This window comes from Chromobacterium sp. CCUG 30098 (genome assembly GCF_059916605.1).
This window is the reverse complement of sequence record NZ_JAUCGS010000010.1, coordinates 18,909-42,963: the sequence shown is the minus strand read 5'-3', so window position 1 is coordinate 42,963 and position 24,055 is coordinate 18,909. Positions and strand designations below refer to the sequence as shown.

Below are 24,055 nucleotides of genomic sequence, written 5' to 3'. Positions count from 1 at the left end.
ATAGCGATATGATAGAAATCCGCTCCTTCCGCGACCTGGCCCGCCTGTTCTTCATCTTCCGGCGCGAGTTCAAATGGGCCTTCGTCGCCACCGTGCTGGTGGCGGCGCTGGGCGCCTTCCTGCTGCCGGCCCGCTACGAATCCGAAGCGCGGCTGCTGGTCAAGCCCGGCCGCGACACCAGTACGTTGCCGATCGAATACGCCGACCGTCAGACGCTGGTGGCGCCCAGCACTCAGCGCGACCCCATCGTCGACGAGGAAAAGCTGCTGACCGGCCGCCCCATCATCCACCAAGTGGCCGACTACTACCTGAACGAGATGCGTTCTCCGCCGCCGCAAGGCTGGTGGAAAACCGTCAAGCATCGGCTAAAGCAGGCGGCCGGCGCTGTGCTGGACGGCGCGCGCGACGCGCTGGCCCTGATCGGGGTGGTGGAAACGCAGACGCCGCAGGAGCGGCTGGCCGCCAAGCTGGAAAAGCAATTCAGCGTCAGCCACCAAAGCGGCTCGGCGGTGATGGAAATCGCTTTCAGCTGGGGCGATCCGGCGGTGGCGCGGCAAGTGCTGAACAAATGGCTGGCGCTGTATATCGACGAGCGCAGCCGCGCGTTGGGGCGCAAAAGCCTGTACGCGTTTTACGAAACCGAAAGCGGCAAGCTGGCCGAGCAGATCGCCGGCTACAAGGAGCGGATCGGCCAGCAATTGCGCCAGATCGACGGCATCAGCTCCAAGGAGCGTCTGGACAGCCTCACCGACCAGCTCAACAAGTTGGAGGCGGCGCGCAGCGCCGATCAGGCGGAGTGGACGGCGATGCAGGGCGGCATCGCCAACGCCCAGGCCAGCGGCGGCAAGCTGCCGCGCGAAATCGTCAAGGAGCGCGAACTGAGCCTGAACCCGGCGCGGCAAGACCTCAAGCTCAAGCTCAACGGCCTGGAGCTGGAACGGCTGGACAAGCTCAAGACCTATCTGCCGGACGCGCCGCCCATCCGCGAACTGGATGAAAACATCGCCGCGCTTAAGAACTTGATCGCCCGGGAAAAAGACACGGTGCAGCGCTCGGAAAACCGCGCGCCCAGCGATCTCGTCAATCTGCTGGAGCGCGGCAAGTTGGAGCGCGGGATGCGCGCCGGCGAGCTGAAGGCCAAGGTGGCGGCTTACGACAAGGCCATCGCCGAGCTGAAGGACGAGCGCGCGCGCATTCTCGGCGTGGAGCCGGAGCTGTCGCGGCTGGAACGCAATCTGGCGGTGGCGGAAAAGAACTATCTGCTCTACCGCGACAGCCTGGAAAAAGCGCGCATAGACCGCGAGCTGGACAATAGCCGCATCAGCAATATCGCGGTGATAGAGCAGGCCACTTTCAGCCCGGCGCGAGTGTTTCCCAAGAGCCTGGCCATCCTGCTGGCCGCGGCGCCGGCCGGCCTGGCGGTAGGCCTGTTCGCGCTCTACCTGTGCTATCTGCTGGACCAGCGCATCCACGACGGCGGCGGCGTAGAGCGCCGTTTCGGCGTGCCGCTGTGGAGCACGCTGATGGAGTTGGAACCGGGGCGGACCCCGCCACCGGCCTTCGAGGCCAGCGTCTATCGCCTGTACAGCCAGTTGCCGGCCGACAAGCTGGCGCGGGACGGCCTGGTCATCGGCCTGGCGTCGTCGCGGCGCGGCGAGGGCGTCAGCTTCGTCGCCGGTCATTTTTTGCGGGTGCTGGCCGAGCGCGGCGTGCCGGCGCGGCTGGCCGCCGGGGACGCGCGCGTCGCCGCCGGCGAGGTGGCGCTGATCGAAGCGCCGGCGCTGCTCGACAATCAGCAGGCCTTCGTGCAGCTGAAGCGCGCCGATCTGATCTTGCTGGTGGTGGAGGCGCGCGCCTCCACGGTGCCGGTGGTGGAAAACGCGCTGGCCATCCTGGGCGCCGCGTTCGGACAGGTAGACGGCATTGTGCTCAACCGCCGCCGTTTTGAAATCCCCGCCGCCGTGTTGAGAGGCGCGGCGCGTTGGAAAGGAGAAGGCCGATGAAGATCGCCCTGCTGGCTCCGCTGCCGTCGGAGCAAAACGGCATCGCCGACTACGCCGACGCCTGGCGTCGGGCTTTGGAAGACGAAGGCGTCAGCGTCGTCTCCCCGCTGGACGGGCAGCCGCTGGCGCTCAACGCGCTGGAACTGTCCTGGCAGATGCAGAACGTGGACTGGCGGCGTTTCGATCTGGTGCACGCGGAACTGGGCGGCGGCCGCTGCGGCGAATTCATGGCGCTGGAGTGGTTGGCGCGCCATCAGCCGGGCTTGAGGCTGACGGCCACCGTCCATGATCCGGAACGCCTGGTCTGGCGGCCGCCCGGCTTGCCGCGGCGGCTGCCGCGCCCGTTGGCCCAGGCCGCGGCCTTGCTGGCCGCCCCGCTGACGCTGGCGCGCGAGCGGCGGCTGGCGCGGCGCTTGACCCGGCTGGTGACGCTGACGGCCACCGGCGCGGAAGGCCTGGCCCGGCGGATGCGCTTGCCGGACGGCCGGGTGTTCCACATTGCGCACGGTAATCGCGAAATCGCCGCCGAACCGCTGCCGGCCTTGCCGCCGCAGGGGCCGCTGCGGCTGCTGTACTTCGGCTACATCTACCAGGGCAAGGGCATAGAGGATGTGCTGGACGCGCTGGCCCTGCTGCAGCAAGAACCGGACACCCGGGACCGGGTGCGGCTGACCCTGGCGGGCGGCGTGGCCCCGGACGTCGCCTTCGGCCGCTCCGGCTCTTATCTGGAATCCCTGCGCCAGCAAGCCATCCTGCTGGGGCTGCACCGGGACATGCTGGAATGGCGGCCGGACCTGCCGGCCACCGACATCCCCGGCCTGATCCAGGCCCATCACGCCATGGTGCTGCCGTATCGGGAATCGTGGAAGCTGGCCTTGCTGGGCCGGATGTGCGGCGCCAGCGGCGCGCTGTCCTGGGCCGTGGCCTGCGGCCGCGGCGTGGTCTGTTCCGACGCGCGCGCGCTGGCCGAGGAGGCCTCCTTCGGCAACGGCGAGGTCTACGCCCGCGGGGACAGCGCGGCGCTGGCCCGGACCCTGATCAGCCTGCTGCGTCAGCCCGAGCGCTTGCGTCTGCACAGCGAACAGGCACGCAGCCTGGGGCGGGAACGCGCCTGGCCGCGCGTGGCGACGCAGTTTCTGCGCATGTTCCAGACCGCGCTGGGGGAGAGGGCGCATGGCTAGCGCGCGCGGCGCGGCGTGGCGGATGCTGGTCCTGGCGGCGGCGCTGACGTTGGCCGCGGCCGGCCCGCGCGCCGAAACCACCGAGCTGACCGCCGGCCGGCCGGTGGTGTGGCGCGACTTTCTCGGCGTCAACGCGCACTTCCTCTGGTTTACGCCGGAGCAATACCAGCGCCAGATGCAGCAGCTCAAATCGCTGGGCCTGAGCTGGGTGCGGGTGGACCTGCATTGGGACCGCCACGAACCCAAGGAAAACCAGTTCGTGTTCGCGCCGCTGGATCAGTTGGTGGACACGCTGAAGGCGCAGAAGCTCAAATCGGTGTTCTACCTGGTGGGATCGGCGCCCTTCGCCAGCAGCGTGCCGCCGCTGCTTGGTTCCAGCGACCAGTACCCGCCCAAGGACGACAAGGTGTTCGCCAAACGCATGGCCATGCTGGCCAAGCGCTATCCGGCGGTGGACGCCTGGCAGGTGTGGAACGAACCCAACCTGCCCGGCTTCTGGCGGCCGCTGCCCAGCCCGGAAGGTTACGGCCGTTTGTTGCAGGCCAGCGCGGAAGCGCTGCGCGCCGCGGCGCCGGGCAAGCCGGTGGTGATGGCCGGCATGGCTTATTACAGCCAGATGCCGGTGCGCGGCGGCCTGATGCTGGAGGAACTGGGCAAGAAGGGCACGCTGAATCTGAAAACCATCGTCGCCTACCATCCCTACAGCCAGCAGCCTGAGGGCGATGACCCTAAAACGCGGGACTTCGTGCTGCGCGCTCAGCAGATCAACGCCCGGCTGCGCCAGGTCAAGGCGCCGGGCATCTGGGCCACCGAATGGGGCTGGTCCAGCTACGCCGGCCCCAAGGAAGAGCAGGACATCATCGGCCGCGGCGGCCAGGCGGATTATTTACTGCGCCGGCTGGCGCTGATGAGCGCGCTGGACTACGACCGCGTCTTTCTGTTCGCGCTGTCCGATCTGGACCAGCGCGCCAGCGCGCGCGACCGCGGTTACGGCTTGCTGGATCTGAACGGCAAGCCCAAGCCCGCCTACAAGGCGCTGGCGCGCTTTCTCGCCATCACCGGCCCGCGGCTGGAGCCGGCGCCGCCGCCGCGCCTGGACGCCGCGCCGGACGGTTTGTACAGCATCGCCTGGCGCAAGCCGGACGGCGCGCGCCTGTGGATGTTCTGGAGCGCGAACGGCGGCGCGGCGCGCTTGCCCGGCGTCGCCCGCGCCACGCTGCGCCAGCCCTTGAGCGGAAGCAGCGCGGCCTTGAGCGCCGCCGGCGACAGCCTGAGCGTGGCGGTGAAGCCGCAGCTGCAAATCCTGGAGTGGCGAGAATGAAGCCGGCCTCTCTTTCCCTTGGCGGCTGCCCGCCGCTGCGCATTCTATGGACCCTGCCGTATCTGCCCTGGCCCACCACCAGCGGCGGCAAGCTGCGCCAGTTCCAGCTGCTGCGCGCCTTGGCGGCGCGCGGCCACCGCATCACCTTGCTGGTGCAGAGCAAGGAACCGGCCAGCGAGGCCTGCCGCCGCCAGCTGGAAGGCATTGTGGAACGGCTGATCGTGCTGCCGCGCCGGCCGCTGAAGCACCCGCTGACGCTATTGGCGGCGGCCTTGGGGCCCTACCCGATGCTGGCCAGCGTCAACGGCCTGTCGCCTGATCTGAGCCGCACTTTCGACGGCCTGCTGCGCCAGCGTTGGGACGTGGTGCAGATCGAGCACAGCTACGGCTTGCAGCCCTTCCTGGAAGCGCTGGACCGCCGCCGTCAGCCCTTTTTGCTGACCGAGCACAATGTCGAGTCCGAACTGGGCGCGGCCACCTATCAGCATCTGCCGCGCTGGTGCGCGCCCTTCGTCTGGTGGGACCGCTGGCGTTACCGGCGTTGGGCGGCCCTGGCGCTGAACGCCGCCGAGCGCGTCGCCGCCGTCACCTGGGAGGACGCCGCGGCGATGGCCCAGCACAGCGGCCGGCTGGTGGACGTGGTGATCAACGGCGTGGACGCCGACGCCTTCGCCGAAGTCCGCCCGGATTACGCCAGCCAGCGTCTGCTCTTCGTCGGCAATTTCGAATACCCGCCCAACCGCGACGCCGCCGTCTGGCTGGCGGCGGAAGTGATGCCTAGGCTGTGGCGGCGCTTGCCGCGGGCGCGGCTGGCGATATGCGGCTACGCGATGCCGGAGGACTGGGCGCGGCGCTGGCCGGACGCGCGGCTGGAGTGGCTGGGTTTCGTGCCGGAACTGCCGACGCAGCAGCGGCGCGCCGCGGCCTTCATCGCCGGACTGCGTCAGGGCGGCGGCTCCAAGCTCAAGGTGCTGGAGGCGCTGGCCGCCGGCCTGCCGCTGCTGAGCACGCCGCAGGGCGCGTCCGGGCTGGACCTGCGTCCCGACAGCGAATACCTGCGCGGCGACGACGCCGAGCAATTGGCGGAGGCGGCGGCCGCGCTGCTGAGCCGGCCGGAGCGCGCGGCCAGCCTGGGCGCGGCCGGGCGCGAATTCGTGCGGCGGCGGCACGATTGGGCCATCGCCGCCGACCAGCTGGAAACCTTGTACCGGGAGCTGAGACATGCGCATCGGAATTGACTACCGCCCGGTGACCGCCGCGCCGCGCTCCGGCATCGCGCGGCAAGTGCTGGCGCTGGAGGCCGCGCTGGCGGCGAGGCCGAACGTGGAAGTGCTGCGTTTCACCGCCTGTCCGGCCGACCATCCCCACCGGAGGCTGGCGGAATGCCCGGCGCGGCCCAGCCCGGCCGACGGGCTGCATCGCCCGCGCGAGCGTTGGCATTTCGAATGCCGCTTTTTGCCGCAGGCCATCCGCGCCCGGCGGCTGGATCTTTACATCGCCACCGCCAACACCGGGCTGCCGCCCTGGCGCGCGCCCGGCGGCGTGCGCTACGCCATGCTGTTGCACGATGTGTTCCAGCTGACCCTGGACAACTACCACGTCAGCCTGCTGCGCGCGCTGGCCTATCGCGTGATCGATTGGGCCGGCACCGCGCGCTCCCTGCAACGCGCCGACGCGGTCTGGACGCCGTCGCAATTCACCGCCGACGCCGCCGCGCGGCTGTTTCCGCGCCAGCGCGCCAAGCTGGCGCTGCTGCCCAACGCGGTGCCGCAGCCGGCGAGGCCGGCCGCGGAGCCGCCGGCCGGCTTGCCGGCGCGTTATTGGCTGGCGGTGGGCGCGCGCGAGCCGCGCAAGAATATGCCCTGGTTCGTCGAGCAATGGCGGAAAGCGCGTCAGCGCCAGCCGGACCTGCCGGCGCTGGCGCTGGTGGCGCGGCCGGAGGACCTGCCGGCGGAGCTGCGGCGGCTGGACGGCCTGATCTGGCTCAGCGATCTGGACGACGCCATGCTGAGCGCGGTGTACGCGGGGGCGGAACGGCTATGGCAGCCGTCCTACGCCGAAGGCTTCGGCCTGCCGGTGATCGAGGCGCTGGCGCAAGGCACGCCGGTGGCGGTGGCCACCGGCTCCGCGCTGGACGAGGTCGCGCCGCCGCAAGCGGCGCGTTTCGCCCCCAACGACGGCGGCGAGCTGCAAGCCTTGATGCACCGGCTGGCCGCGGCCGGGCCGGACGGCGATGTCGACGCCAACCGCGCCTGGGCGCGCCGCTACGATATGGACGCCTACCGCCGCCGCGTGGATCAACTGCTGGACAGGCTGCTGGCATGACGCCGCTGAATCGCGCGCTCGCCCTGAGCTGCGGGCTGTTGTTCGGCGGCCTGCTGGCCCTGCTCAGTCCGGCCGCCGCCGCGCTGGCGCTGGCCGCCGCCTGCGCCGGCGTCGCCGTGCTGCGCGCGCCCTTGCTGGGACTGGCGCTGTTCGGCCTCGCCGCCACCCTGGCGCCTTACGCCACGGTGCAACTGGGCGTGCGCGTCACCGTGTCCGAGGCCTTGCTGGGCCTGGCCTGGCTGGGGGCGCTGCCGCGGCTGGCCGTCGGCCTCCTGCAATGGCCGCGCGGCCGCGCCGAAGGGCTGCTGCTGTGGCTGATGGCCTTCAGCCTGCTGCCGTTTCTGGCGGGCCAGCTGATGGTGCAGGCCGACGGCAACGGCCCGGTCAACTGGGCGCGCTGGCTGCTCAATCTGTCCGCCTTGTTTCTGGCGCCGCTGCTGCTGCCGGACGAACGCAGCCGCGACCGCCTGATCGTGACGCTGCTGCTGGGCACGCTGGCCATGCTGCTGCTGTCCATCGGCTATTTCCTCAAGGACCGCGACGCCAACAGCTTCATCCCGGTGCTGGAAAAACTGCGCTACGCTCATCCGGAAGCGGTGCGCGACATCTTCTCCGCCAACTACACCCGCATGGCCTCGCCCTGGGTGCATCCCAATCTCACCGGCGGCGCGCTGGCGCTCTTCCTGCCGCTGGCCTTCTTCTACGGCCTGGCGCAGCGCGGCTGGCGGCGCTTGCTGGGCCTGACGGTGGCGCTGCTGGGCGCGGCCGGTCTGCTGTTCAGCATTTCGCGCGGGGCCATCGTCAGCCTGGCGCTGGTCTTGCTGTGGCTGAGCTGGCGGCGCGCGCCGCACGCCGGCCGCATCATCGGCCTGGCCGCGGCGCTGGGCCTGGCCCTGGTCTTGTTCTATCCGCCCTTGCAGGAACGCCTGGCCACCACCTTCTCCGCCAGCAACGCCAGTACGGAAATCCGCATGGACGAATACCGCCGCTTCCCCGACGCGATGCGCGCCTATCCGCTGGGCCTGGGTTTCAAAGTGGATCCGCCGCCGCCGGACAGCGGCCTGCTCGGCATCTCCAACCTCTGGCTCAATTACGTTTACAAGCTGGGCGCGCCCGGCATGCTGCTCTTCGTCGCCGTCACCGTGGCCTGGTGGCGCGAGGCGCGGCCGCGCGGCCCGCTGTCCGCGCTGGACCCGGAGCGCGCGATCTGGCTCGGCACCCTGTCCGGCTTGCTGGCGGCGCTGCTCACCGGCCTGTTCGACCACTACTACAGCTTCACCATGGTGCTGATCGGCCTGTTCTGGCTGCTGATGGGCGTCAATCTGCAAGCGGCGCGCCGGCTGGCCGGCCGCGGCGATCCGCTATTGAGCGCCGTCGCGCCCTCCGGCCCGAAAACCGTTGATCCGAAAGCGAAACCGCGATGAAACCCACCGATCTTCCCGCCGCGCCGGCGCTGACGCTGCGCCACCGCATTTACCACAGCAGCGCGCTGCGCGAGCGGCTGGACGGCTACGCCGCGCGTCTGGGCGCGCCGGCGGCGGAACTGGCCGCCGCCTACGACTGGATGCTGGCCAACAACGTGGCCTTCGAGGAGGGCGACGCTGCGGAACCGCGCGTGTCCATCGTCTCCGTCGACATGGAAAGCCGCATCCCGCACCCCTTGGCGAGCCGCTTCTACGCGCTCTTGCGCGACGAAGTGCCCACTCAGCTGGTGCCGCGCTACGGCCTCAACTGGGCCACTTTCAAGGACCGCTGGCTGCGCGCCTGGGAGCAGGGCTACAACATCCTGATCAACAAGCTGCCGTCCCACCACCTGCGGCTGGCCTGGCTGCGCCTGGGCGGCGCGCGCATCGGCAAGGGCTCCAGCGTGTGGCGCAACACCGAGGTGCTGGGCGTCAACAATCTGGTGATAGGCGCGGACAGCTGCGTGGCCTGGCACTGCCTGCTGGACGCGCGCGCCGGGCTGATCATCGGCGATCACGTCGCCATCGCCTCCTACGCTAAGATCATCGCCGGCAGTCACGACCTGAGCGCGCCGGAATTCTGGTCGGTGTCCGCGCCGGTCTATATCGACGACTACGCCTGGATCGCCACCGGCGCGCTGATCGGCCACGGCGCGCGCATCGGCCGCGGCGCGGTGGTCACCGCCAACACCGTGGTGGGCAAGGAAGTGGCGCCGTACAAGATCGTCGGCGGCAGCGGGGCCAAGCCCATGGGCGAGCGGCCGCGCGATCTCAACTACAAGGTGGGCGGCAAAGGGCTGTTCACCCTGTTCCACTAATGACACTGAGTCCATGTTCGGTCCCGCCGCGCTCTTGACCCTGGCCACGCTGGCCGGCCTGTTGGCCGGCTTCGCCCGCGAGTGGCTGCTGGTGGCCGCCTGGGGCGCCGGCGGCCGCAGCGACGCCTTTCTGGTGGCGATGTTCCTGCCGGAAGCCTTGCGCACCCTGCTGGCCGGCGGCTTGCTGTCCGCCGCGCTGCTGCCCTTGTGGCAAGCGCAGACGCCGGAGCGGCGCGGCGCCTGGCTGGCCGGCCAGCTGCGCCACTGGCTGGCCGCGGGCTTGGGTCTGGCGGCGCTGCTGAGCCTGGCCGCCCCGTGGCTGACGCGGGCGCTGGCCCCCGGCATCGGCGCCGCTCACGCGGAATCGGCCGCCGCCGCTTTGCGCTGGCTGGCCTGGCTGGCGCCCGGCCTGTTGGTCCAGGCGGTGCTGGCGGCGCCGTTGCAAGCGCAGGGCCGCTTCCTGCTGGCCGGACTGGGCTCGCTGCTGTTCAATCTGCCGGCGGCGCTCTACCTGTACTGGGCCGGGCCGGCCACGGCGGCGGCGACGCTGGCGCAATGCTTTCTGGCCGGCAGCGGGTTGATGGCGGCGGCGCTGCTGCCCGGCAACTGGCGGCTGGGCTGGCGGCCCTGGCTGCGCGCCGGCCGCGGCGATGTCCGGCAGGTCTGGCGGCGGTTGTGGCCGCTGCTGGCCAGCGGGGCCGCCAGCCAGGGCCTGGGCTTGTTGGAGCGCCTGGCCGCCTCGATGCTGGGCGAGGGGACGATTACCCTGCTGAATCTGGCGCGCAAGCTGATCAATCTGCCGCTGATCGCCTTGATGAGTTTGAACCAGGTTTTGTTGAGCAAGATGAGCGGCGCGCAGGACGCGGACCGGCTGCGGCTGCTGGACCGCGGCCTGGCCGCCTGCGGCCTGCTGACCCTGCCGGCGGCGGCCGGACTGATCGGCGCCGCGCCGGCGCTGGTGACGCTGCTGCTGCCGGCCGGCTTGGCCGCGAGCGAGCTGCCGCTGCTGCTGGCGCTGTACGCGCCGGGCATTGTGTTCGGCGCTTGGAACGCGCTGCTGGCGCGCTACTGCTACGCCGGGGGCGACACCCGCGGCCCGTTGGCGGTGGAACTGGCCGGCAGCGCGCTGAGCGCCGCGCTGTTGCTGACGCTGCCGCGCTGGCTGGGTCTGCCCGGCCTGGCCTTGTCCGCCTTGGCCGGGGTGTGCTTGACCGGCGCGCTGCTCGCCGTCCGGCTGGGCCAGGGCTTGCCGTCAAGGCTGGCGCGCCAGGGCCTGGCGGCGTGCGTGCCGCTGATCGTCGCCGGGCTTGTCTTGTTCCCGCTGCGCGGCTCCGGGCCGTGGCCGCAACTGGCGCTGGCCGCCTTGGCCGGAGTCGTGCTGCTGTTGGGGCTGGGCTGGCGTTTTAGAGCCGGTTCATGATCTTTTCTGATTTGAAGTATTGGCCAAAGCATTGAATCCGCTGCGCGGATGATGATTTAGGGCCGGTTCCGCCCGGCAAACGGAAAGGGAGATTTGCGCGGCCAAATCTCCCTTTACCCTAAAGGCCGCCCTGCAAGCCTGGCCTGCGGCTTCCCTCCGGGACCCGTCAGGCCCGAGGCGCGGCTGAACTCTCTACGTGCGAATCTTTGATTCGCTCAGTGATGGCGCGCTAACGTCGCGCTACTCGAACAGGCAGCCGCTTAAGACCTCGGGCCTGCCACCCGTCGGCAGGCTTGAAGGGAGTGGGGCGCGTCGAATACGAGGTTTCCAGTGTATCTACGCAACGCCTCAACGTACTTAACAAAGATCGTGAACAGGTTCTTAGGCGGAAATGGGCGAGCACAACTCCAACAGCAAGCCATCCGGACAACGCAAATGGGACACCGTCTGGCCCCAGGGCTTGAGCGAGGGCGCTTGCAGCTCAACGCCGCCGTGGCGCAAGGCCTGGGCGTGGGCGGCGGCCACGTCGTCGGTCGTCAGCGCGATCTCCATGCCCAGCGGCAGCGGCGAGGCGTCCGCCGCCACATAGCCTTCCGGCAGATTGCTGCGGCCCAGCGGGTGGGCGGCGAAAGCCAGCGTGGTGGCGCCGGTGTCCAGCTCGCCGTAATCGCCGGATTCGTGCAGGAAGCGGCGCTTCAGTCCAAAGGCGTTTTCAAAGAAGGCCAGCGAGGCGGCGACGTCGGAGACGTAGAGAATGGTGTAGGCGAATTGCATGGTTGGGCTCCTGATCAGGGTTTATTGCAGCTGCCGTAGCATGTCGGCGCATTGAACGATATGGGCGTACTCGCCGTCCAGATTGGCCAGCGCCATCGCGTGCACCTCGTCGGCGCTGCGCGGGGTGCCGGCGTAGTCCGCCTTGTCGAAAGCGAAGCAGGCGTCGGCGGCCACCAAGGTGTGGAAGCCGAGATTGCCGGCGCTGCGGGCGGTGGCCTCCACCGAGTTATTGGTGCTGACGCCGACGATGAGCAGTTGTTCGATGCCGCGCACGCGCAGCCAGCGTTCCAGGCCGCTGTGGGCGAAGGCGTCCGGCACGTTCTTTTCCATCACGTGTTCGCTGGCCAGCGGCGCCAGCGCCGGCTGGAATTCGACGCCGGGCTGGCCGGGCCAGAACGGCGACTCCGGGGTGCGGGAGATGTGGCGCACGTGGACCAGCGGCGCGCCGGCCTGGCGCCAGGCGTTCAGCAGTTGGGCGATATTGGCTTCGGCCTGGGGGTTGTTGCGCGGGCCGGCTTCGGGGCGGCTCATGCCTTGTTGCATGTCGATGATGATGAGGGCGGGGGCGGTGTGCATGGTGGGGATGCCGGGGTCATGGCGGGGATTTAGTGTAGCAGGGGAGGCGGGGGTGTTCGATAGATTGCTCTGTATTTGGAGAGGGTTGCTTTGTTGAATCTGCTTTCACGGAGAGATGTGTCCTCCTTTGATTGCGCTGTGATTTGTGAGGGCTTTTCTGTTGAGTCCGCTGCGCGGATGATGATTTAGGTGCCGCTTTCCGCGCGGCGAACGGGGAGGGGGCGGGCCGCCGCCCCCTTCCAGCCCCCCTCGTCCCCCAGGACGCGAAACCCCGAAGAAAAAGGGGCCTGCAAGGCGCGGCTGAACTCGCGATTTGCTAGCGTCAAATCGCTCAAACAAAGCAGCCGCTTAAAACCTTGCAGACCCCTTTTTCTCCGGCGCGCCCCGAGGGGACACTTGAGCGCTACACAAGGTGGTCTTTTTTGAATAAGAGAGGTGGTTTAGCGAAGTGGGTCATTTCTGTGAATAACTTGACCCCATTGCTCTTGTCTGTGGATAAGCCTAGCTCCCTAAAAGAAAGCATGTATCCGACGCGCCCCTGGTCCCTTCAAGCCTGCCGCCGGGTGGCAGGCCCGAGGTCTTAAGCGGCTGCCCTGTTTGAGCGATTTGACGTTAGCAAATCGCGGGTTCAGCCGCGCCTCGGGCCTGACGGGAACCGGCGGGAAGCCGTAGGCCAGGCTTGCAGGGCGGCCTTTGGGGTGAAGGGGAATTTGGCCGAGCAAATTCCCCTTCCTGCCTGCCGGGCAGCCCCGGCAATGAAAACCATCATCCGCGCAGCGGATTCAAAACCAGATCACTCAACAAGTAAGCCACGCTCAAGCAAACCAACCACCCCACCTTGACCCCAACCGCCCCCTCGGCAACAATCCCCACGTTGCCGCCCACACGCGGCACACGGGATTGGCGTCCCGTCGCTAGCATTACCCCCAGGCCTACGCAGCGTGCTGCGTGGGCTGCTTTGCCATGGCAGAGCCATTCGGCAGGTGCGTGGGAGGAGAGTGCCATGCACTCGCCGGTTTAATGCTAGCCCGGTACGCCAATCCGCTCACGCGCCTGCCAATACCTCAGCCTCACCCGGCAGGTGGTTTATCTTGTGTCACAGCAGGAGAAACACCATGCAACACCCTCAAAACTTCCCCCGTCGCCGCCGCTACAAACTGCACTCGCTGGAACAGCAGGAAGCCCTGCTTCCCTTTGTTCGTCTCTGCCCCGGCCGCACCTATCGGCATTACTGGCAAATGCCCACGCCCAGCAAGGATCTCCTCGCCGACCACGCCTACGGCCGCGAATGCGCGGCTCACCTGTTGCAATGGCTGAAGGACAATCGGGAATACGTCGGCAAAGGCCTGCTCAGCCGCGTGGCGCGCGACATCGATTTTGACGACCGCGCCGGACGCGGTCAGTGGATGGGTTTCTTCAACTATCTGGAAATCATGATGCTGCTGGGGGCCGACCGGGTCCGGGTTTACCGCCATGTAGACAGCCAACACCAGATCTACCTGGCGCTGGGACAACGCTTCAGCCTGGAAGCGCGCTTCCGCCGCATCCGCCTGCGAAACCGCTAAGCGTCTTGCGGTGGGTATCGCTGCGCTCCACCCACCCTACGGCGGAAGGTTTGGTCGGGGGTATTTGTAGGGTGGGAGGAGCCGATAGGCGATACCCACCAAAACCCGCCGTCAAGACCCAAGCATCAATCCCATCGCGTTGCCGCGTGGGTATCGCTGTGCTCCGCCCACCCTACGGCGGATGGTTTGCTTGGGTGGGAGGGTACCCTCCGCCGACACTGCCCAAGGACTCATCCGCCGCGTCCCCTCGCGCAAACCGCTTTAATCCCCCCGCAACTGCTCGCTGCCCACTCCACATTCCTGTTTCAAGAAGGCGTAACCGGCCGGCGTGATCCGCAAGGCGCGGCTGTCGCTGCGACGCTCGGTCAGGCCACGCTGTAAAAAGGCCTGGCACAAGGCCGCGCCCAGGCTGCCGGCGATGTGGTCGCGGCGCTCGCTCCAGTCCAGGCAGGCGCGCGCCAAGGGCCGGCGCGGGCGGGCGATGCCGGCCAGTTGAATGTCCAGCCGCGCCGCCAGCCAGTCCGCGCCAGCCGGCGTCACCGCGAACTCGCGCTCCTCGCGCCGTTGCAGCAGTTGCTGCTGTTGCAGGAAGTCGGCGACGGCGATGCCCAGCCGGCCGGCGAGGTGGTCGTAGCAGCTGCGCGCCAGGCGGATGTCGGCATTGCCCTTGGGGCGCACCGCGCTCCGGCTTTCGCCGGCGGCGGCGGACAGCGCTTCCAGCGCGTGGGCGATGGCCGGACTGGCCAGGCCGTAATAGCGGTGGCGGCCGCGTTGTTCCACCCGCACCGCCTGGCCGTGCAGCAACTTGGCCAGATGGTTGCTGGCCGCTTGCGGCGACAGGCCGGCGGCCTGGGCCAGATCGCTGGCCGGGTAGAGGCGGCCGTCTTGCAAGAGCAGCAGCATCAGCGCGCGGCCGGGGTCGGCCAGCAGGCTGGCCAGGCGGCTGATGTCGGGTATGCGGTCGTGCGGGGCTGCAAGCATGGTTCATCCTCGGCTGAAACTTTGGCGGATGCCGCCGGCTACGATAAACCCATCGTCAAGCTTGAACAAGGAGAGCGGGAATGGAGGATTTGCTGGGCTATCTGCATAGCCATTTTCTGAGCGAGCCGGCCTTGCTGGCGCGCAGCGGCTTGAGCCTGGACACCTTGCGCGCCTGGCAGCGGGCCGGCGCGGCGCCGTGGCCGTCCTACCGGCTGACGCTGAGCGGGGAGGCCGCATCCTGCATGGGCGCGGCGGCGCTGAGCGCGGAGTCGGCCTGGTATCCGCAGGGCATGTTGTGCTGGCTGGGCCAGGCGCTGGCCTTGGACGGGGATCCGGAGCGCCTGCGCGCCTGTTTCGGCCGGCAGTGGCGCACCGGGCTGGCGGCGCTGGAATTGCCGCCCGCGGAGGCGGAGCCGGATTGGGAGGCGGCGTGGGGGGATTTCCTGGCCGGCAGCTACGGGGTGTGCACCCGCGCCGGCTTGCCGGGGGAGATTGCGCAGAAGGAGGCGCTGGTGTCCTGGATCGACGCGCTGACCGAGCGGCAACGCCGGCCCGCTCTGGATCCGGCCCGACGCGAGCGCCTGGCCTGGGCGGTGACGGCGCTGGACGGGGTGGCGGCGCCGTTTGCGCCGCATGAGCGGGCGGCCAGCTCGCGCGCCCGCTGCGTGGAGCTGACGCGGCGGCTTTACCTGGCGGAGGGGGCATGAGCGCCTGGCCTTTGGACCCGCTGGCGGCGGTGACTCACGCCCATCCCTATCCCTATTACCGGGATCTGGCGCAGCGGCGGCCATTGTATTTTGACGCCGGCCTGGGCGTGTGGGTGGCGGCCGGCCACGCGGCGGCGCAGGCGGTGTTGGCCGCGCCGGAGTGTCGGGTGCGGCCGCTGGATCAGGCGGCGCCGCCGCAGTTGGGCGACGGCGGCTTGGCGCGCACGTTCTGTCTGTGGGCGCGGATGAGCGAGGCGCCGCGCCATCCGGCGCTGAAGGCGGCCTTGAGCCGGGCCTTGGCGACGGCGGTGGGCGCGGAGGCCGGGCGCTTGTCGGAAAGCCTGGCGCGGGACTGGCTGATGCGCGAGCCTTTGAACGGCGAGGTGCTGGACCGGATGGCGCAGGGCTTGCCGGTGCTGACGCTGGCCGGTTTGTTGGGCCTGCCTATGGCAGACGGGCCGGGCTTGGTTGCGGAGGTGGCGGCCCTGGCGCAAGCGCTGGCGGCGGATGCCGACGCCGAGACGCTGGCACGAGGGGAACAGGCTTTGGCGGCTTTACAGGTTCGGGTGGCGGAGGCTTTGCCGCGGTCCGACGGCCTCTTGGCGGAGTTGCGACGCGAGTGGACGGTGGAGGAGGCGGCGCTGACGGCGAATGTGATCGGCTTGCTGTTCCAGAGCCTGGACGCCGGCACCGGCCTTTTCGCCGCCGCGGTCTGGCATCAGGCCCAGGGCCGGCCGCTGGCGGCGGGCGCGGCGGCAGAATGGGAGTGGTTGGCCTTGCATGATCCGGTCTTGCACAACACTCGCCGTTTTGCCGCGCGGGATTGGCGTCACGGCGGCCAGACGGTGCCGGCCGGCGCTTCTATCTTGGTGGTGCTGGCCGCGGCGGCGCTGGACCCGGCCGGGCCGGGCGAGGCCTTGATGTTTGGAGCCGGCCGGCATGCCTGTCCGGGCCAGGCGCTGGCGATGGAGATCGCCCGCGGCGGCCTGGCGGCCTTGGCGGCGGCGCGGCCGGATTGGCAAGTTTTGACGGCGGCGGCGCGTTTTCGCCGGCTGCCCAACGCGCGGGTGCGCATCTATGGCGATAAAGGGAGAACGGAATGATTGCGGTGATTTTCGAGGTGGAGCTGGCCGAGGGCGGCCGGGACGGCTATCTGGGCTGGGCCGAGCGCCTGGGGCGGGAGCTGGCGACGGCGGACGGTTTCTTGTCCATCGAGCGCTTTGTCAGCCTGAACCGGCCGGACAAGATGCTGTCCTTGTCGTTCTGGCGCGATGAGGAGGCGGTGGCGGCCTGGCGGCGGCTGGAGCCGCACCGCGCGGCGCAGCGGCAGGGCCGGGAAGCCTTGTTCGCCGATTACCGGCTGCGGGTAGCGGCGGTGTTGCGGGATTATGGGATGTTCGAGCGGGCGCAAGCGCCCGATGGCGTCAGCCCTGGGCCGGGTTCAAGGCCTTGATCACGTAAAGATCAAAGCGGGTGGACTTGCCGTCCAGCACCGCGGACGGCTTCACGCCCTCGATGGCCGCGCCCAGCCGCGGCCGTTTCACCACCACGCGGTTCTTGGCCGCGGCGATGGCGGCTTGCAGCAGCGCGGCGCTGTCTAGGTCGTCGCCTATCACCTGCTGGAAAGCCTGCATGTCCTTCTTGGCGGCGGCGCTTTTCTTGTCGGTGTCCGGGAACATCGGATCGACGAAGACCACGTCCGGACGCTCGGCCTCGTTTAGCGAGGCCAGCCAGGCGATGGAGCTGGCGTGCACCAGATGCATGCGCGCGGCGATGTCGGCGGTGTCCGGGTGGCTGGCGGCGCGTTCCAGCGCGTCGGCCAGCAGCGCGGCGGCCACCGGCGAGCGCTCCACCAGGGTGACGCGGCAGCCCAGGCCGGCCAGCACGAAGCTGTCGCGGCCCAGTCCGGCGGTGGCGTCCACCACATAGGGCAGTTCCTTGGCGCCTTTCAGGCCTATGGCCTTGGCCACCGGCTGGCCGCGGCCGCCGCCCTGTTCGCGGCGATGCTTGGCCGCTCCCTCGACGAATTCCGCGTAAACCGCGCCGTGCTTGCCGGTGGTCAGCAGTTCCAGCCGTTCCGCGCCCAGTTCCAGCCAATAGCCTTGCTCCGGCCTTTGCTCCAGCAGCGGCAAAGCGAAGCGCTGGCTCAGCAGGCGGGCGGCGTCCAGGCGGTCGGGACGGGCGCAGTAGAGCGGGGTGGCGGGCATGGCAAATCCTCGGATGGGCGAACGGCGGACGAACGATACGGGATGGCGTGGGCGAGGGCAAGCCGGAGCTTGCTTTATATGTTGAACAAATATCACGCGTGCTACGTATTTGCACTTAGCTTACTTCGCGTGAGGAACAACTATTTTTTAAAGAGGGGCTTCTTCGCCGCGTTTGACAGCTTTTGTCAGTTTTTCGGCTGCCTGGTTTGTTAAGTTGTCGCGGCTAGTTTTAATTTGGAATTATTTTATTGTCATTTATTTTTGCTTTGATACAGGTTCTAATCCGCTGAGCAGCTTTTGGAATGCAGTCGCGGGCGGGGTTCGACCAGTGCTTTAAGCCGAAATGATCGGGAGAGCGTGATGAGTTGGTGGAAATCAGCGGGGCAATCGCAAGGCAGTGACAAGAAGACACCGGCTCTCAAGCGTTCTCGCCTGTTGTTGCAGGCTCTGGAGCCCAGGTTGATGTTCGACGGCGCGGCGGCCGTGACGGCCGCCGCCGCCTCGGCGCACGCGGACGCGCCGCTGCCGGCGGAGCGTCCGGCTCCGGCGGAGGCGCCGCGGTCCGTCGCGGTGGAGCGCTTGGCGGAGAAGGTGGCCGCGGCGCTGGCGCCGGCCGCGCCGCCCAAGCAGGTGGTGTTCGTCGAGTCCAACGTCGCCAATTACCAAAGCCTGCTGGCGCAAATGCCGGCCGGCATGGAGGTGGTGATGCTCAACGCCGGCAAGGACGGCCTGAGCCAGATCGCCGAATGGGCCAAAACCCATCACGGCTACGCCGCCATCCACATCATTTCCCACGGTCAGAGCGGGGATCTGATGCTGGGCAGCATGGAGTTGACCACCGCCAAGCTGGACAGCCGCCAGGCGGATCTGAAACTCGTAGGCCAATCGCTGACTGCCAACGGCGACATTTTGCTGTACGGCTGCGACATAGGCGCCGGCAGCAGCGGCGCCGCCTTCGTCAGCGCGCTGGCCCGCTATACCCAGGCCGATGTGGCGGCGTCCACCGACGCCACCGGCGCGGCGCGGCTGGGCGGCGATTGGACGCTGGAGCGCAACAGCGGCCATATCGACGTGGCCGACTTGCACTTTAGCTACGACGCCTTGCTGGCTCGGCCGGTAACGGGCACCACCGATTTCACCGCATCAGATGGCAACTCATACAACCCTTCCGGCAGCGTAGTGAGCGCCGGCAACGTCCAGGGCTGGGACTTCTCGCTGCAACTGGGTGCCACCAATAACGGCGGCCAAACCATTATTGTCGAAAAACCCGGCTCTGTGACCACGGAAACGGTGGACGGCTACAGCGACGGCACCATCCCCATCTCCTATTTCAGCGTCAAGTCCAATGACAACAGCCGCTTCACGCTGAATTCCATCGGCGTGGTGCTGAACGGCTACGATTCCGGCACCACCGGCGGCAATCTGCAGCTGGTCGGCTATATCAACGGCACCGCGGTCAGCGGCGCGACGCTGACGCTGAATGTGGGCGACGCCTTGCAGGGCAGCGGCGGCCTGGTGACCTTCACGGTGTCCGGCAACAGCGCTTTCCAGGGCATCGATTCCTTCCGGGTGCTGGCTGCCAACGGTCATACAGTGACCGGCATGATAGGCATAGGCGCCATCAACGCCATCAATTTCGGTTTCGCGCCGACGCTGACCGCCAGCGGCGGTTCCAGCGCTTACAGCAGCGGCACCGGCACTGCGGTGACGGTGGACAGCGGCATCACGCTGTCCGACTCCGACAGCAGCACCCAGGCCAGCGCCACGGTGTCCATCACCGGCAACTTCCACAGCGGCGAGGACGTGCTGGCCTTCACCAACAACGGCAGCACCATGGGCAACATCAGCGCCAGCTACAACAGCGGCACCGGGGTGCTGACGCTGACCTCCAGCGGCGCCACAGCCACGCTGGCGCAATGGCAGGCCGCCTTGCGCGCGGTCACCTATTCCGACAGCTCGCTGTCGCCCAACACCAGCTCCCGCACCATCAGCTTCGCCATCAACGACGGCGCGATCAACAGCAGCGCGGTGACCAAGACGGTGACGGTGGCGGCGGATTCCGCGCCGGTGATAGGCAATCTCAACGGCGACAACCCCACCTTCACCGAGAAGGGCGGCGCGGTGAAACTGGACGTGGGCACCGCGGTCACGGTGACGGACAGCGATACCCCCAACTTCAACAGCGGCAACCTGACCGTGCACATTTCCGCCAACGGCCAGAGCGGCCAGGATGTGCTGGGCGTGGACACCAGCGGCACGGTGTCCTTGTCCAGCGGCACCAGCGTGGGCAGCGTGGTGACGGTGGGCGGGGTGAGCATAGGCGTGATCGCCAGCAACGGCGACGGGGTGGGCGGCCATGATCTGATCGTCACCTTCAACAGCAACGCCACCCCGTCGCGGGTGGCCACTCTGCTGGCGGCGCTGACTTACAACAACAGCAGCAACGATCCCAACACCGCCACCCGCACCATCAACGTCAGCGTCAACGACGGCCGCGGCGGCACCGGCTCCAGCAATGTGACGGTGGCGGTGGCCGCGGTGAACGACGCGCCCACCGGCAGCGCCACCGCCTCCAATCCCACCTTTACGATGGGCGGCTCCGCGGTGACGGTGTTCAGCGGCGCCAGCGTCAGCGCCGTCGAATCCAGCCAGAGCGTGATCCTGCTGACGCTGACCGTGTCCGGCCTGCAAGACGGCAGCAGCGAAATCCTGTCCATAGACGGCAGCAATGTGGCGCTGACCAACGGCAACTCGGTCACCACCAGCGGCAACGGCCTGAGCGTCACCGTCTCGGTGTCCGGCGGCACCGCCACGGTGTCCATCAGCAGCAGCGGCGTTTCCGGCAGCACCGCGGCCAGCGTGATCAACGGCATCACCTATCGCGACAGCAACGGCAGCCCCTCCATCGGCAACCGGGTGGTGACGCTGACCAGCGTCAAGGACAACGGCGGCACCAGCAACGGCGGCGTGGACACCACCACGCTGGCCGTGGCGTCCACCGTCAGCGTGGCGGTGGTGCCGGTGGTGACCACCAGCGGCGGCAGCGCGGCCTTCACCGCCGGCGACAACACCGCGTCCACCCCGGTGGCGGTGGATTCCGGCATCACGGTGAGCAATAACGCCGGCCCCACGCTGGCCAGCGCCACGGTGTCCATCAGCGGCAATTTCCAGAGCGGGCAGGACGTGCTGGCCTTCACCAACGACGGCAGCACCATGGGCAATATCACCGCCAGCTACAACGCCGGCACCGGGGTGCTGACGCTGACCTCCAGCGGCGGCAGCGCCACGCTGGCGCAATGGCAGGCGGCCTTGCGCTCGGTCACTTACACCGACAGCGCGGTGACGCCCAACTCAGCCACCCGCACCGTCAGCTTCCAGGTCAACGACGGCAGCGCCAGCAGCGGCGTGGCCACGCGCACGGTGACGGTGACGGCCACGGATCAAACGCCTATCGCCACCGCCAGCGGCGGCAGCGCGGCCTTCACCGCCGGCGACAATACGGCTTCCACCCCGGTGGCGGTGGATACGGGCATCACGATCAGCGATCTGGACAACAGCACGCTGGCCAGCGCCACGGTGGCGATCAGCGGCAATTTCCAGAGCGGCCAGGACGTGCTGGCCTTCAGCAACACCAGCAGCAGCACCTTCGGCAACATCACCGCCAGTTATAACGCGGGCACCGGGGTGCTGACGCTGACCTCCAGCGGCGCGACGGCGACGCTGGCGCAATGGCAGGCGGCCTTGCGCGCGGTCACTTACACCGACACCGCGGTGACGCCCAACACCGCCACCCGCACCGTCAGCTTCCAGGTCAACGACGGCAGCAAGAACAGCGCGGCGGTGACCCGCGGCGTGACGGTGACGGCCACCGACCAAACGCCGATCGCCACCGCCAGCGGCGGCAGCGCGGCCTTCACCGCCGGGGACAACACGGCTTCCACGCCGGTGGCGGTGGATACGGGCATTACGATCAGCGATCTGGACAACAGCACGCTGGCCAGCGCAAGGGTGTCCATCACCGGCAACTTCCAGAGCGGCCAGGACGTGCTGGCCTTCAGCAACACCAATAGCGTCACCTTCGGCAACATCAGCGCCAGCTACAACAGCGGCACCGGGGTGCTGACGCTGACGTCCAGCGGCGCCACGGCCACGCTGGCGCAATGGCAGGCGGCCTTGCGCGCGGTCACCTACACCGACACCGCGGTGACGCCCAATACCGCCACCCGCACCATCAGTTTCAGCGTCAACGACGGTAGCAAGGACAGCGCGGCGACGACGCGTTCCGTCACCGTGGCGGCCACGGATCAAACGCCTGTCGCCACCACCACCGGCAGCGCCGGGGCCTATGTGGTGGGCGGCGCCGCCACGCCGGTGGACGGCGGTCTGACCGTGTCGGATCTGGACAACACCACCCTGGCCAGCGCCACGGTGGCGATTAGCGGCAACTTCCAAAGCGGCGAGGACGTGCTGGCCTTCACCAACAACGGCAGCACCATGGGCAATATCACGGCCAGTTACAACGCCGGCACCGGGGTGCTGACGCTGACGTCCAGCGGCGCCACGGCCACCTTGGCGCAATGGCAGGCGGCGCTGCGCGCGGTCACTTACATCGACACCGCCGGCTCGCCCAATACCGCCACCCGCACCGTCAGCTTCACCGTCAACGACGGGACCAAGAACAGCGCGGCGGTCACCCGCAACATAGCCTTGCAGCTGATGCCGCCCAGCGTCTCCGGCCTGACCAGCGGCACCGACACCGGCAGCAGCCATAGCGACGGCGTCACCAGCAACGCCACGCCCACGGTGACGGGCACCGGGATCGCCAACAGCCTTGTCATCATCTATGTGGACGGGGTGCCCATCGATAGCACGGTCGCGGACGGCAGCGGGGCCTGGAGTTACAGCTTTGTCTCCAGCCTGAGTTCCGGCGCGCACGCCATCACCGCCGTGGTCAGCAGCGGCGGCGTCAGCAGCGGCCAATCCAGCGCCTTCAACGTGGTGATAGACAATAGCGCGCCCGCGGCGCCGGCCGGCGTGGCTTTGAGCACGGGGACGGACACCGGCAGCAATCACGGCGACGGCATCACCGGCAACAACCGGCCCACGGTCACCGGCACGGCGGAAGCCAATAGCACGGTCACGGTGTATGTGGACGGCGCGGCGGTGGGCACGGCGACGGCGGACGGCAGCGGCGCGTGGAGCTACAGCCTTGGCAGCGCCTTGGCGGACGGCAATCACAGCATCCGCACCACCTCCACTGATCTGGCCGGCAACGCCAGCGGCCAATCGACGGCCTACATCATCACGGTGGACACCGTGGCGCCGGACAGCCCGGCCAATACCGGTCTGAGCCTGGCCACCGACAGCGGCTCCAGCAACCGCGACGGCATCACCAACGTCAACCGCCCCAGCGTCACCGGTCTGGCCGAGGCGGGCAGCAAGGTGGCCGTGTTCATCGACGGCGTGCAGGTGGGCACCGCCACCGCCGACGGCGGCGGCGTCTGGCTGTTCAATCTGAGCCAGGCGCTGGCGGACGGCAGCCACAGCGTGCGCGCCACGGCCACCGACGCGGCCGGCAACATCAGCGCGCAGTCGGCCTCGTTCACCGTTGTCGTGGACACCACCGTGCCGGCGCCGCAGTCCTTCACCCGCTTGGACCCGGCCTCCGGCGTCGCCGGCAGCCTGCGTTACGACCTAGTGTTGAACAAACCCATCGTCGGCCTGAGCGCCGGCGATCTGAGCGTGATCACCAGCGGCAGCGCCAGCGCCGGCATCGGCAATATCGTCCGCATCAGCGACAGCCACTACGTGGTGCAATTGACCGGGGTCAGCGGCGTGGGCTCGGTGGCGCTGGCGCTCAAATCCGGCGCGGCGGCGGACCTGGCCGGCAATGTGACCCAGCAGCAAACGGTGGCGCCGGCTTACCAGTTGCGCAGCGCAAGGACAGAGACGCCCCCGCCGATCCAGCCTGTGCCGCCGGCGAACGCGCCGCTGCCGCCCAACGCGGCGCCGGTCATCAATATCGCGCCCATCACGCCCAATATCGTGTTGGCCGCGGTGAGCGGCGCGGGCAACGGCGGCAACGGCCCGGGCTCCGCGCCGACGTCGCAAGGCCCGGCCGGCCCGCTGACGAGCAATCCCATCCAGCTCTCCTTCGGTCAGGATCGTTTCGCGCCGACGCCTAGCGAGCCGTTTGGACGCGGCAACGCCGGTCTGCCCTTCGTCTCCAATCTGGGCGGCACCGCCGGCGCGCCGCTGCAAGTGATGCCGGATCTGGGCGTGCGGCCGCTGGTGGCCGGACAGGGTTTCAACTTCAGCCTGCCGCCCGGCACCGTGATCACCCGCAATCCGGACGCGGTGCTGAACATCCAGGTGCGGCAGAGCAATGGCCAGCCGCTGCCGGCCTGGCTGAAGTTCGATCCGCAGACCGGTCGTTTCAGCGGCACGCCGCCAGCGGGCTGGAACCGTTCCTTGTCTCTGGAAGTGACGGTCAGCGACCAGAACGGCCACCGCGGCGTCACCCATATGCAGTTGAAAACCGGCGCGGGCGAGCAGGCGGCCGCGGCGACGGAAAAAGCAGCGGCGGCCGGCAAGCCGGCCCTGCACGAGCAGTTCCGCCAGCACGGCAAGCCCGCCTTCGATCAACAGATCGCCGGATGGCTGCAGGCGGAGGACGCGGTTTGACCGCAAGGTCCTAGCCGGCGAGCCACTAAA

General features: G+C 68.6%; 17 protein-coding genes. 13 read left to right on the top strand and 4 right to left on the bottom strand.

Going from position 1 to position 24,055, the window contains the following annotated elements; genetic code table 11:
* Positions 1-8: 8 nt before the first annotated feature.
* From QUG03_RS19505 to QUG03_RS19470, 8 genes are read left to right on the top strand one after another with little or no spacing between them, the layout of a single operon-like run.
* A complete protein-coding gene (locus QUG03_RS19505) occupies positions 9-2,003 on the top strand; it encodes a GumC family protein (protein ID WP_474455324.1) in 1,995 nt (664 codons plus the stop codon).
* A complete protein-coding gene (locus QUG03_RS19500; RefSeq protein WP_227106302.1) occupies positions 2,000-3,184 on the top strand; it encodes a glycosyltransferase in 1,185 nt (394 codons plus the stop codon). Before QUG03_RS19505 ends, QUG03_RS19500 begins: the two co-directional genes overlap by 4 nt.
* Positions 3,177-4,505, top strand: a complete 1,329-nt coding sequence (locus QUG03_RS19495) for a cellulase family glycosylhydrolase (RefSeq protein WP_500820723.1) — start codon at positions 3,177-3,179, stop codon at positions 4,503-4,505. The genes QUG03_RS19500 and QUG03_RS19495 overlap by 8 nt, the downstream gene beginning before the upstream one ends.
* The gene (locus tag QUG03_RS19490; RefSeq protein ID WP_227106305.1) at positions 4,502-5,743 is read left to right on the top strand and encodes a glycosyltransferase family 4 protein; all 1,242 of its coding nucleotides are present in this window, start codon (positions 4,502-4,504) and stop codon (positions 5,741-5,743) included. Before QUG03_RS19495 ends, QUG03_RS19490 begins: the two co-directional genes overlap by 4 nt.
* The gene (locus QUG03_RS19485; RefSeq protein WP_227106306.1) at positions 5,727-6,830 is read left to right on the top strand and encodes a glycosyltransferase family 4 protein; all 1,104 of its coding nucleotides are present in this window, start codon (positions 5,727-5,729) and stop codon (positions 6,828-6,830) included. Before QUG03_RS19490 ends, QUG03_RS19485 begins: the two co-directional genes overlap by 17 nt.
* Positions 6,827-8,254 carry an O-antigen ligase family protein gene (locus QUG03_RS19480; RefSeq protein WP_500820722.1) on the top strand — a complete coding sequence of 476 codons (1,428 nt, stop codon included), beginning with the start codon at positions 6,827-6,829 and terminating at the stop codon, positions 8,252-8,254. Before QUG03_RS19485 ends, QUG03_RS19480 begins: the two co-directional genes overlap by 4 nt.
* On the top strand, positions 8,251-9,111 hold the full coding sequence (locus QUG03_RS19475) for an acyltransferase (protein ID WP_199225973.1): 861 nt from the start codon (positions 8,251-8,253) through the stop codon (positions 9,109-9,111). The genes QUG03_RS19480 and QUG03_RS19475 overlap by 4 nt, the downstream gene beginning before the upstream one ends.
* 13 nt (positions 9,112-9,124) lie before the next feature.
* Positions 9,125-10,531, top strand: coding sequence for a lipid II flippase MurJ (locus QUG03_RS19470; RefSeq protein ID WP_500820721.1), 1,407 nt, complete (start codon positions 9,125-9,127; stop codon positions 10,529-10,531).
* A 381-nt stretch (positions 10,532-10,912) separates the two neighbouring features.
* On the opposite strand, the gene QUG03_RS19465 is transcribed toward QUG03_RS19470, so the two are convergent.
* Positions 10,913-11,305 (bottom strand): VOC family protein, encoded by a 393-nt coding sequence (locus tag QUG03_RS19465; RefSeq protein ID WP_500820720.1) that lies wholly within the window; start codon positions 11,303-11,305, stop codon positions 10,913-10,915.
* Between the two features lie 21 nt (positions 11,306-11,326).
* Entirely contained in the window at positions 11,327-11,881 is a 555-nt protein-coding gene (locus QUG03_RS19460) for a cysteine hydrolase family protein (RefSeq protein WP_107801490.1), read from the bottom strand.
* Positions 11,882-12,996: 1,115 nt separating this feature from the next.
* Here QUG03_RS19460 and QUG03_RS19455 point away from each other — a divergent pair.
* Positions 12,997-13,446, top strand: coding sequence for a hypothetical protein (locus tag QUG03_RS19455; protein WP_500820719.1), 450 nt, complete (start codon positions 12,997-12,999; stop codon positions 13,444-13,446).
* Between the two features lie 261 nt (positions 13,447-13,707).
* Here QUG03_RS19455 and QUG03_RS19450 read toward each other — a convergent pair whose 3' ends face one another.
* The gene (locus QUG03_RS19450; protein ID WP_488906878.1) at positions 13,708-14,427 is read right to left on the bottom strand and encodes an ArsR/SmtB family transcription factor; all 720 of its coding nucleotides are present in this window, start codon (positions 14,425-14,427) and stop codon (positions 13,708-13,710) included.
* 80 nt (positions 14,428-14,507) lie between these two features.
* Here QUG03_RS19450 and QUG03_RS19445 point away from each other — a divergent pair, with 80 nt between their 5' ends.
* From QUG03_RS19445 to QUG03_RS19435, 3 genes are read left to right on the top strand one after another with little or no spacing between them, the layout of a single operon-like run.
* Entirely contained in the window at positions 14,508-15,134 is a 627-nt protein-coding gene (locus QUG03_RS19445; protein ID WP_500820718.1) for a DUF6058 family natural product biosynthesis protein, read from the top strand.
* Positions 15,131-16,237: a hypothetical protein gene (locus QUG03_RS19440; RefSeq protein ID WP_500820717.1), complete on the top strand. Its 1,107-nt coding sequence runs from the start codon at positions 15,131-15,133 to the stop codon at positions 16,235-16,237. Before QUG03_RS19445 ends, QUG03_RS19440 begins: the two co-directional genes overlap by 4 nt.
* Positions 16,234-16,587 (top strand): antibiotic biosynthesis monooxygenase family protein, encoded by a 354-nt coding sequence (locus QUG03_RS19435; protein ID WP_500820716.1) that lies wholly within the window; start codon positions 16,234-16,236, stop codon positions 16,585-16,587. The genes QUG03_RS19440 and QUG03_RS19435 overlap by 4 nt, the downstream gene beginning before the upstream one ends.
* Here QUG03_RS19435 and QUG03_RS19430 read toward each other — a convergent pair.
* Positions 16,559-17,341, bottom strand: coding sequence for a class I SAM-dependent methyltransferase (locus QUG03_RS19430; RefSeq protein ID WP_500820715.1), 783 nt, complete (start codon positions 17,339-17,341; stop codon positions 16,559-16,561). The two genes, QUG03_RS19435 and QUG03_RS19430, sit on opposite strands and share 29 nt — an antisense overlap.
* A gap of 360 nt (positions 17,342-17,701) precedes the next feature.
* Between QUG03_RS19430 and QUG03_RS19425 the strand changes: the two genes are divergently transcribed.
* On the top strand, positions 17,702-24,025 hold the full coding sequence (locus tag QUG03_RS19425; protein ID WP_500820714.1) for a DUF4347 domain-containing protein: 6,324 nt from the start codon (positions 17,702-17,704) through the stop codon (positions 24,023-24,025).
* The last annotated feature ends 30 nt before the right edge of the window (positions 24,026-24,055 follow it).

Bases quoted from the DNA above. Each gene is read 5' to 3' on its own strand.
- QUG03_RS19470 (WP_500820721.1), top strand. From the start codon at position 9,125: ATGTTCGGTCCCGCCGCGCTCTTGACCCTGGCCACGCTGGCCGGCCTG.
- QUG03_RS19500 (WP_227106302.1), top strand. From the start codon at position 2,000: ATGAAGATCGCCCTGCTGGCTCCGCTGCCGTCGGAGCAAAACGGCATC.
- QUG03_RS19460 (WP_107801490.1), bottom strand. From the start codon at position 11,881: ATGCACACCGCCCCCGCCCTCATCATCATCGACATGCAACAAGGCATG.
- QUG03_RS19495 (WP_500820723.1), top strand. From the start codon at position 3,177: ATGGCTAGCGCGCGCGGCGCGGCGTGGCGGATGCTGGTCCTGGCGGCG.
- QUG03_RS19480 (WP_500820722.1), top strand. From the start codon at position 6,827: ATGACGCCGCTGAATCGCGCGCTCGCCCTGAGCTGCGGGCTGTTGTTC.
- QUG03_RS19475 (WP_199225973.1), top strand. From the start codon at position 8,251: ATGAAACCCACCGATCTTCCCGCCGCGCCGGCGCTGACGCTGCGCCAC.
- QUG03_RS19435 (WP_500820716.1), top strand. From the start codon at position 16,234: ATGATTGCGGTGATTTTCGAGGTGGAGCTGGCCGAGGGCGGCCGGGAC.
- QUG03_RS19440 (WP_500820717.1), top strand. From the start codon at position 15,131: ATGAGCGCCTGGCCTTTGGACCCGCTGGCGGCGGTGACTCACGCCCAT.
- QUG03_RS19450 (WP_488906878.1), bottom strand. From the start codon at position 14,427: ATGCTTGCAGCCCCGCACGACCGCATACCCGACATCAGCCGCCTGGCC.
- QUG03_RS19425 (WP_500820714.1), top strand. From the start codon at position 17,702: ATGAGTTGGTGGAAATCAGCGGGGCAATCGCAAGGCAGTGACAAGAAG.
- QUG03_RS19465 (WP_500820720.1), bottom strand. From the start codon at position 11,305: ATGCAATTCGCCTACACCATTCTCTACGTCTCCGACGTCGCCGCCTCG.
- QUG03_RS19455 (WP_500820719.1), top strand. From the start codon at position 12,997: ATGCAACACCCTCAAAACTTCCCCCGTCGCCGCCGCTACAAACTGCAC.
- QUG03_RS19445 (WP_500820718.1), top strand. From the start codon at position 14,508: ATGGAGGATTTGCTGGGCTATCTGCATAGCCATTTTCTGAGCGAGCCG.
- QUG03_RS19430 (WP_500820715.1), bottom strand. From the start codon at position 17,341: ATGCCCGCCACCCCGCTCTACTGCGCCCGTCCCGACCGCCTGGACGCC.
- QUG03_RS19505 (WP_474455324.1), top strand. From the start codon at position 9: ATGATAGAAATCCGCTCCTTCCGCGACCTGGCCCGCCTGTTCTTCATC.
- QUG03_RS19485 (WP_227106306.1), top strand. From the start codon at position 5,727: ATGCGCATCGGAATTGACTACCGCCCGGTGACCGCCGCGCCGCGCTCC.
- QUG03_RS19490 (WP_227106305.1), top strand. From the start codon at position 4,502: ATGAAGCCGGCCTCTCTTTCCCTTGGCGGCTGCCCGCCGCTGCGCATT.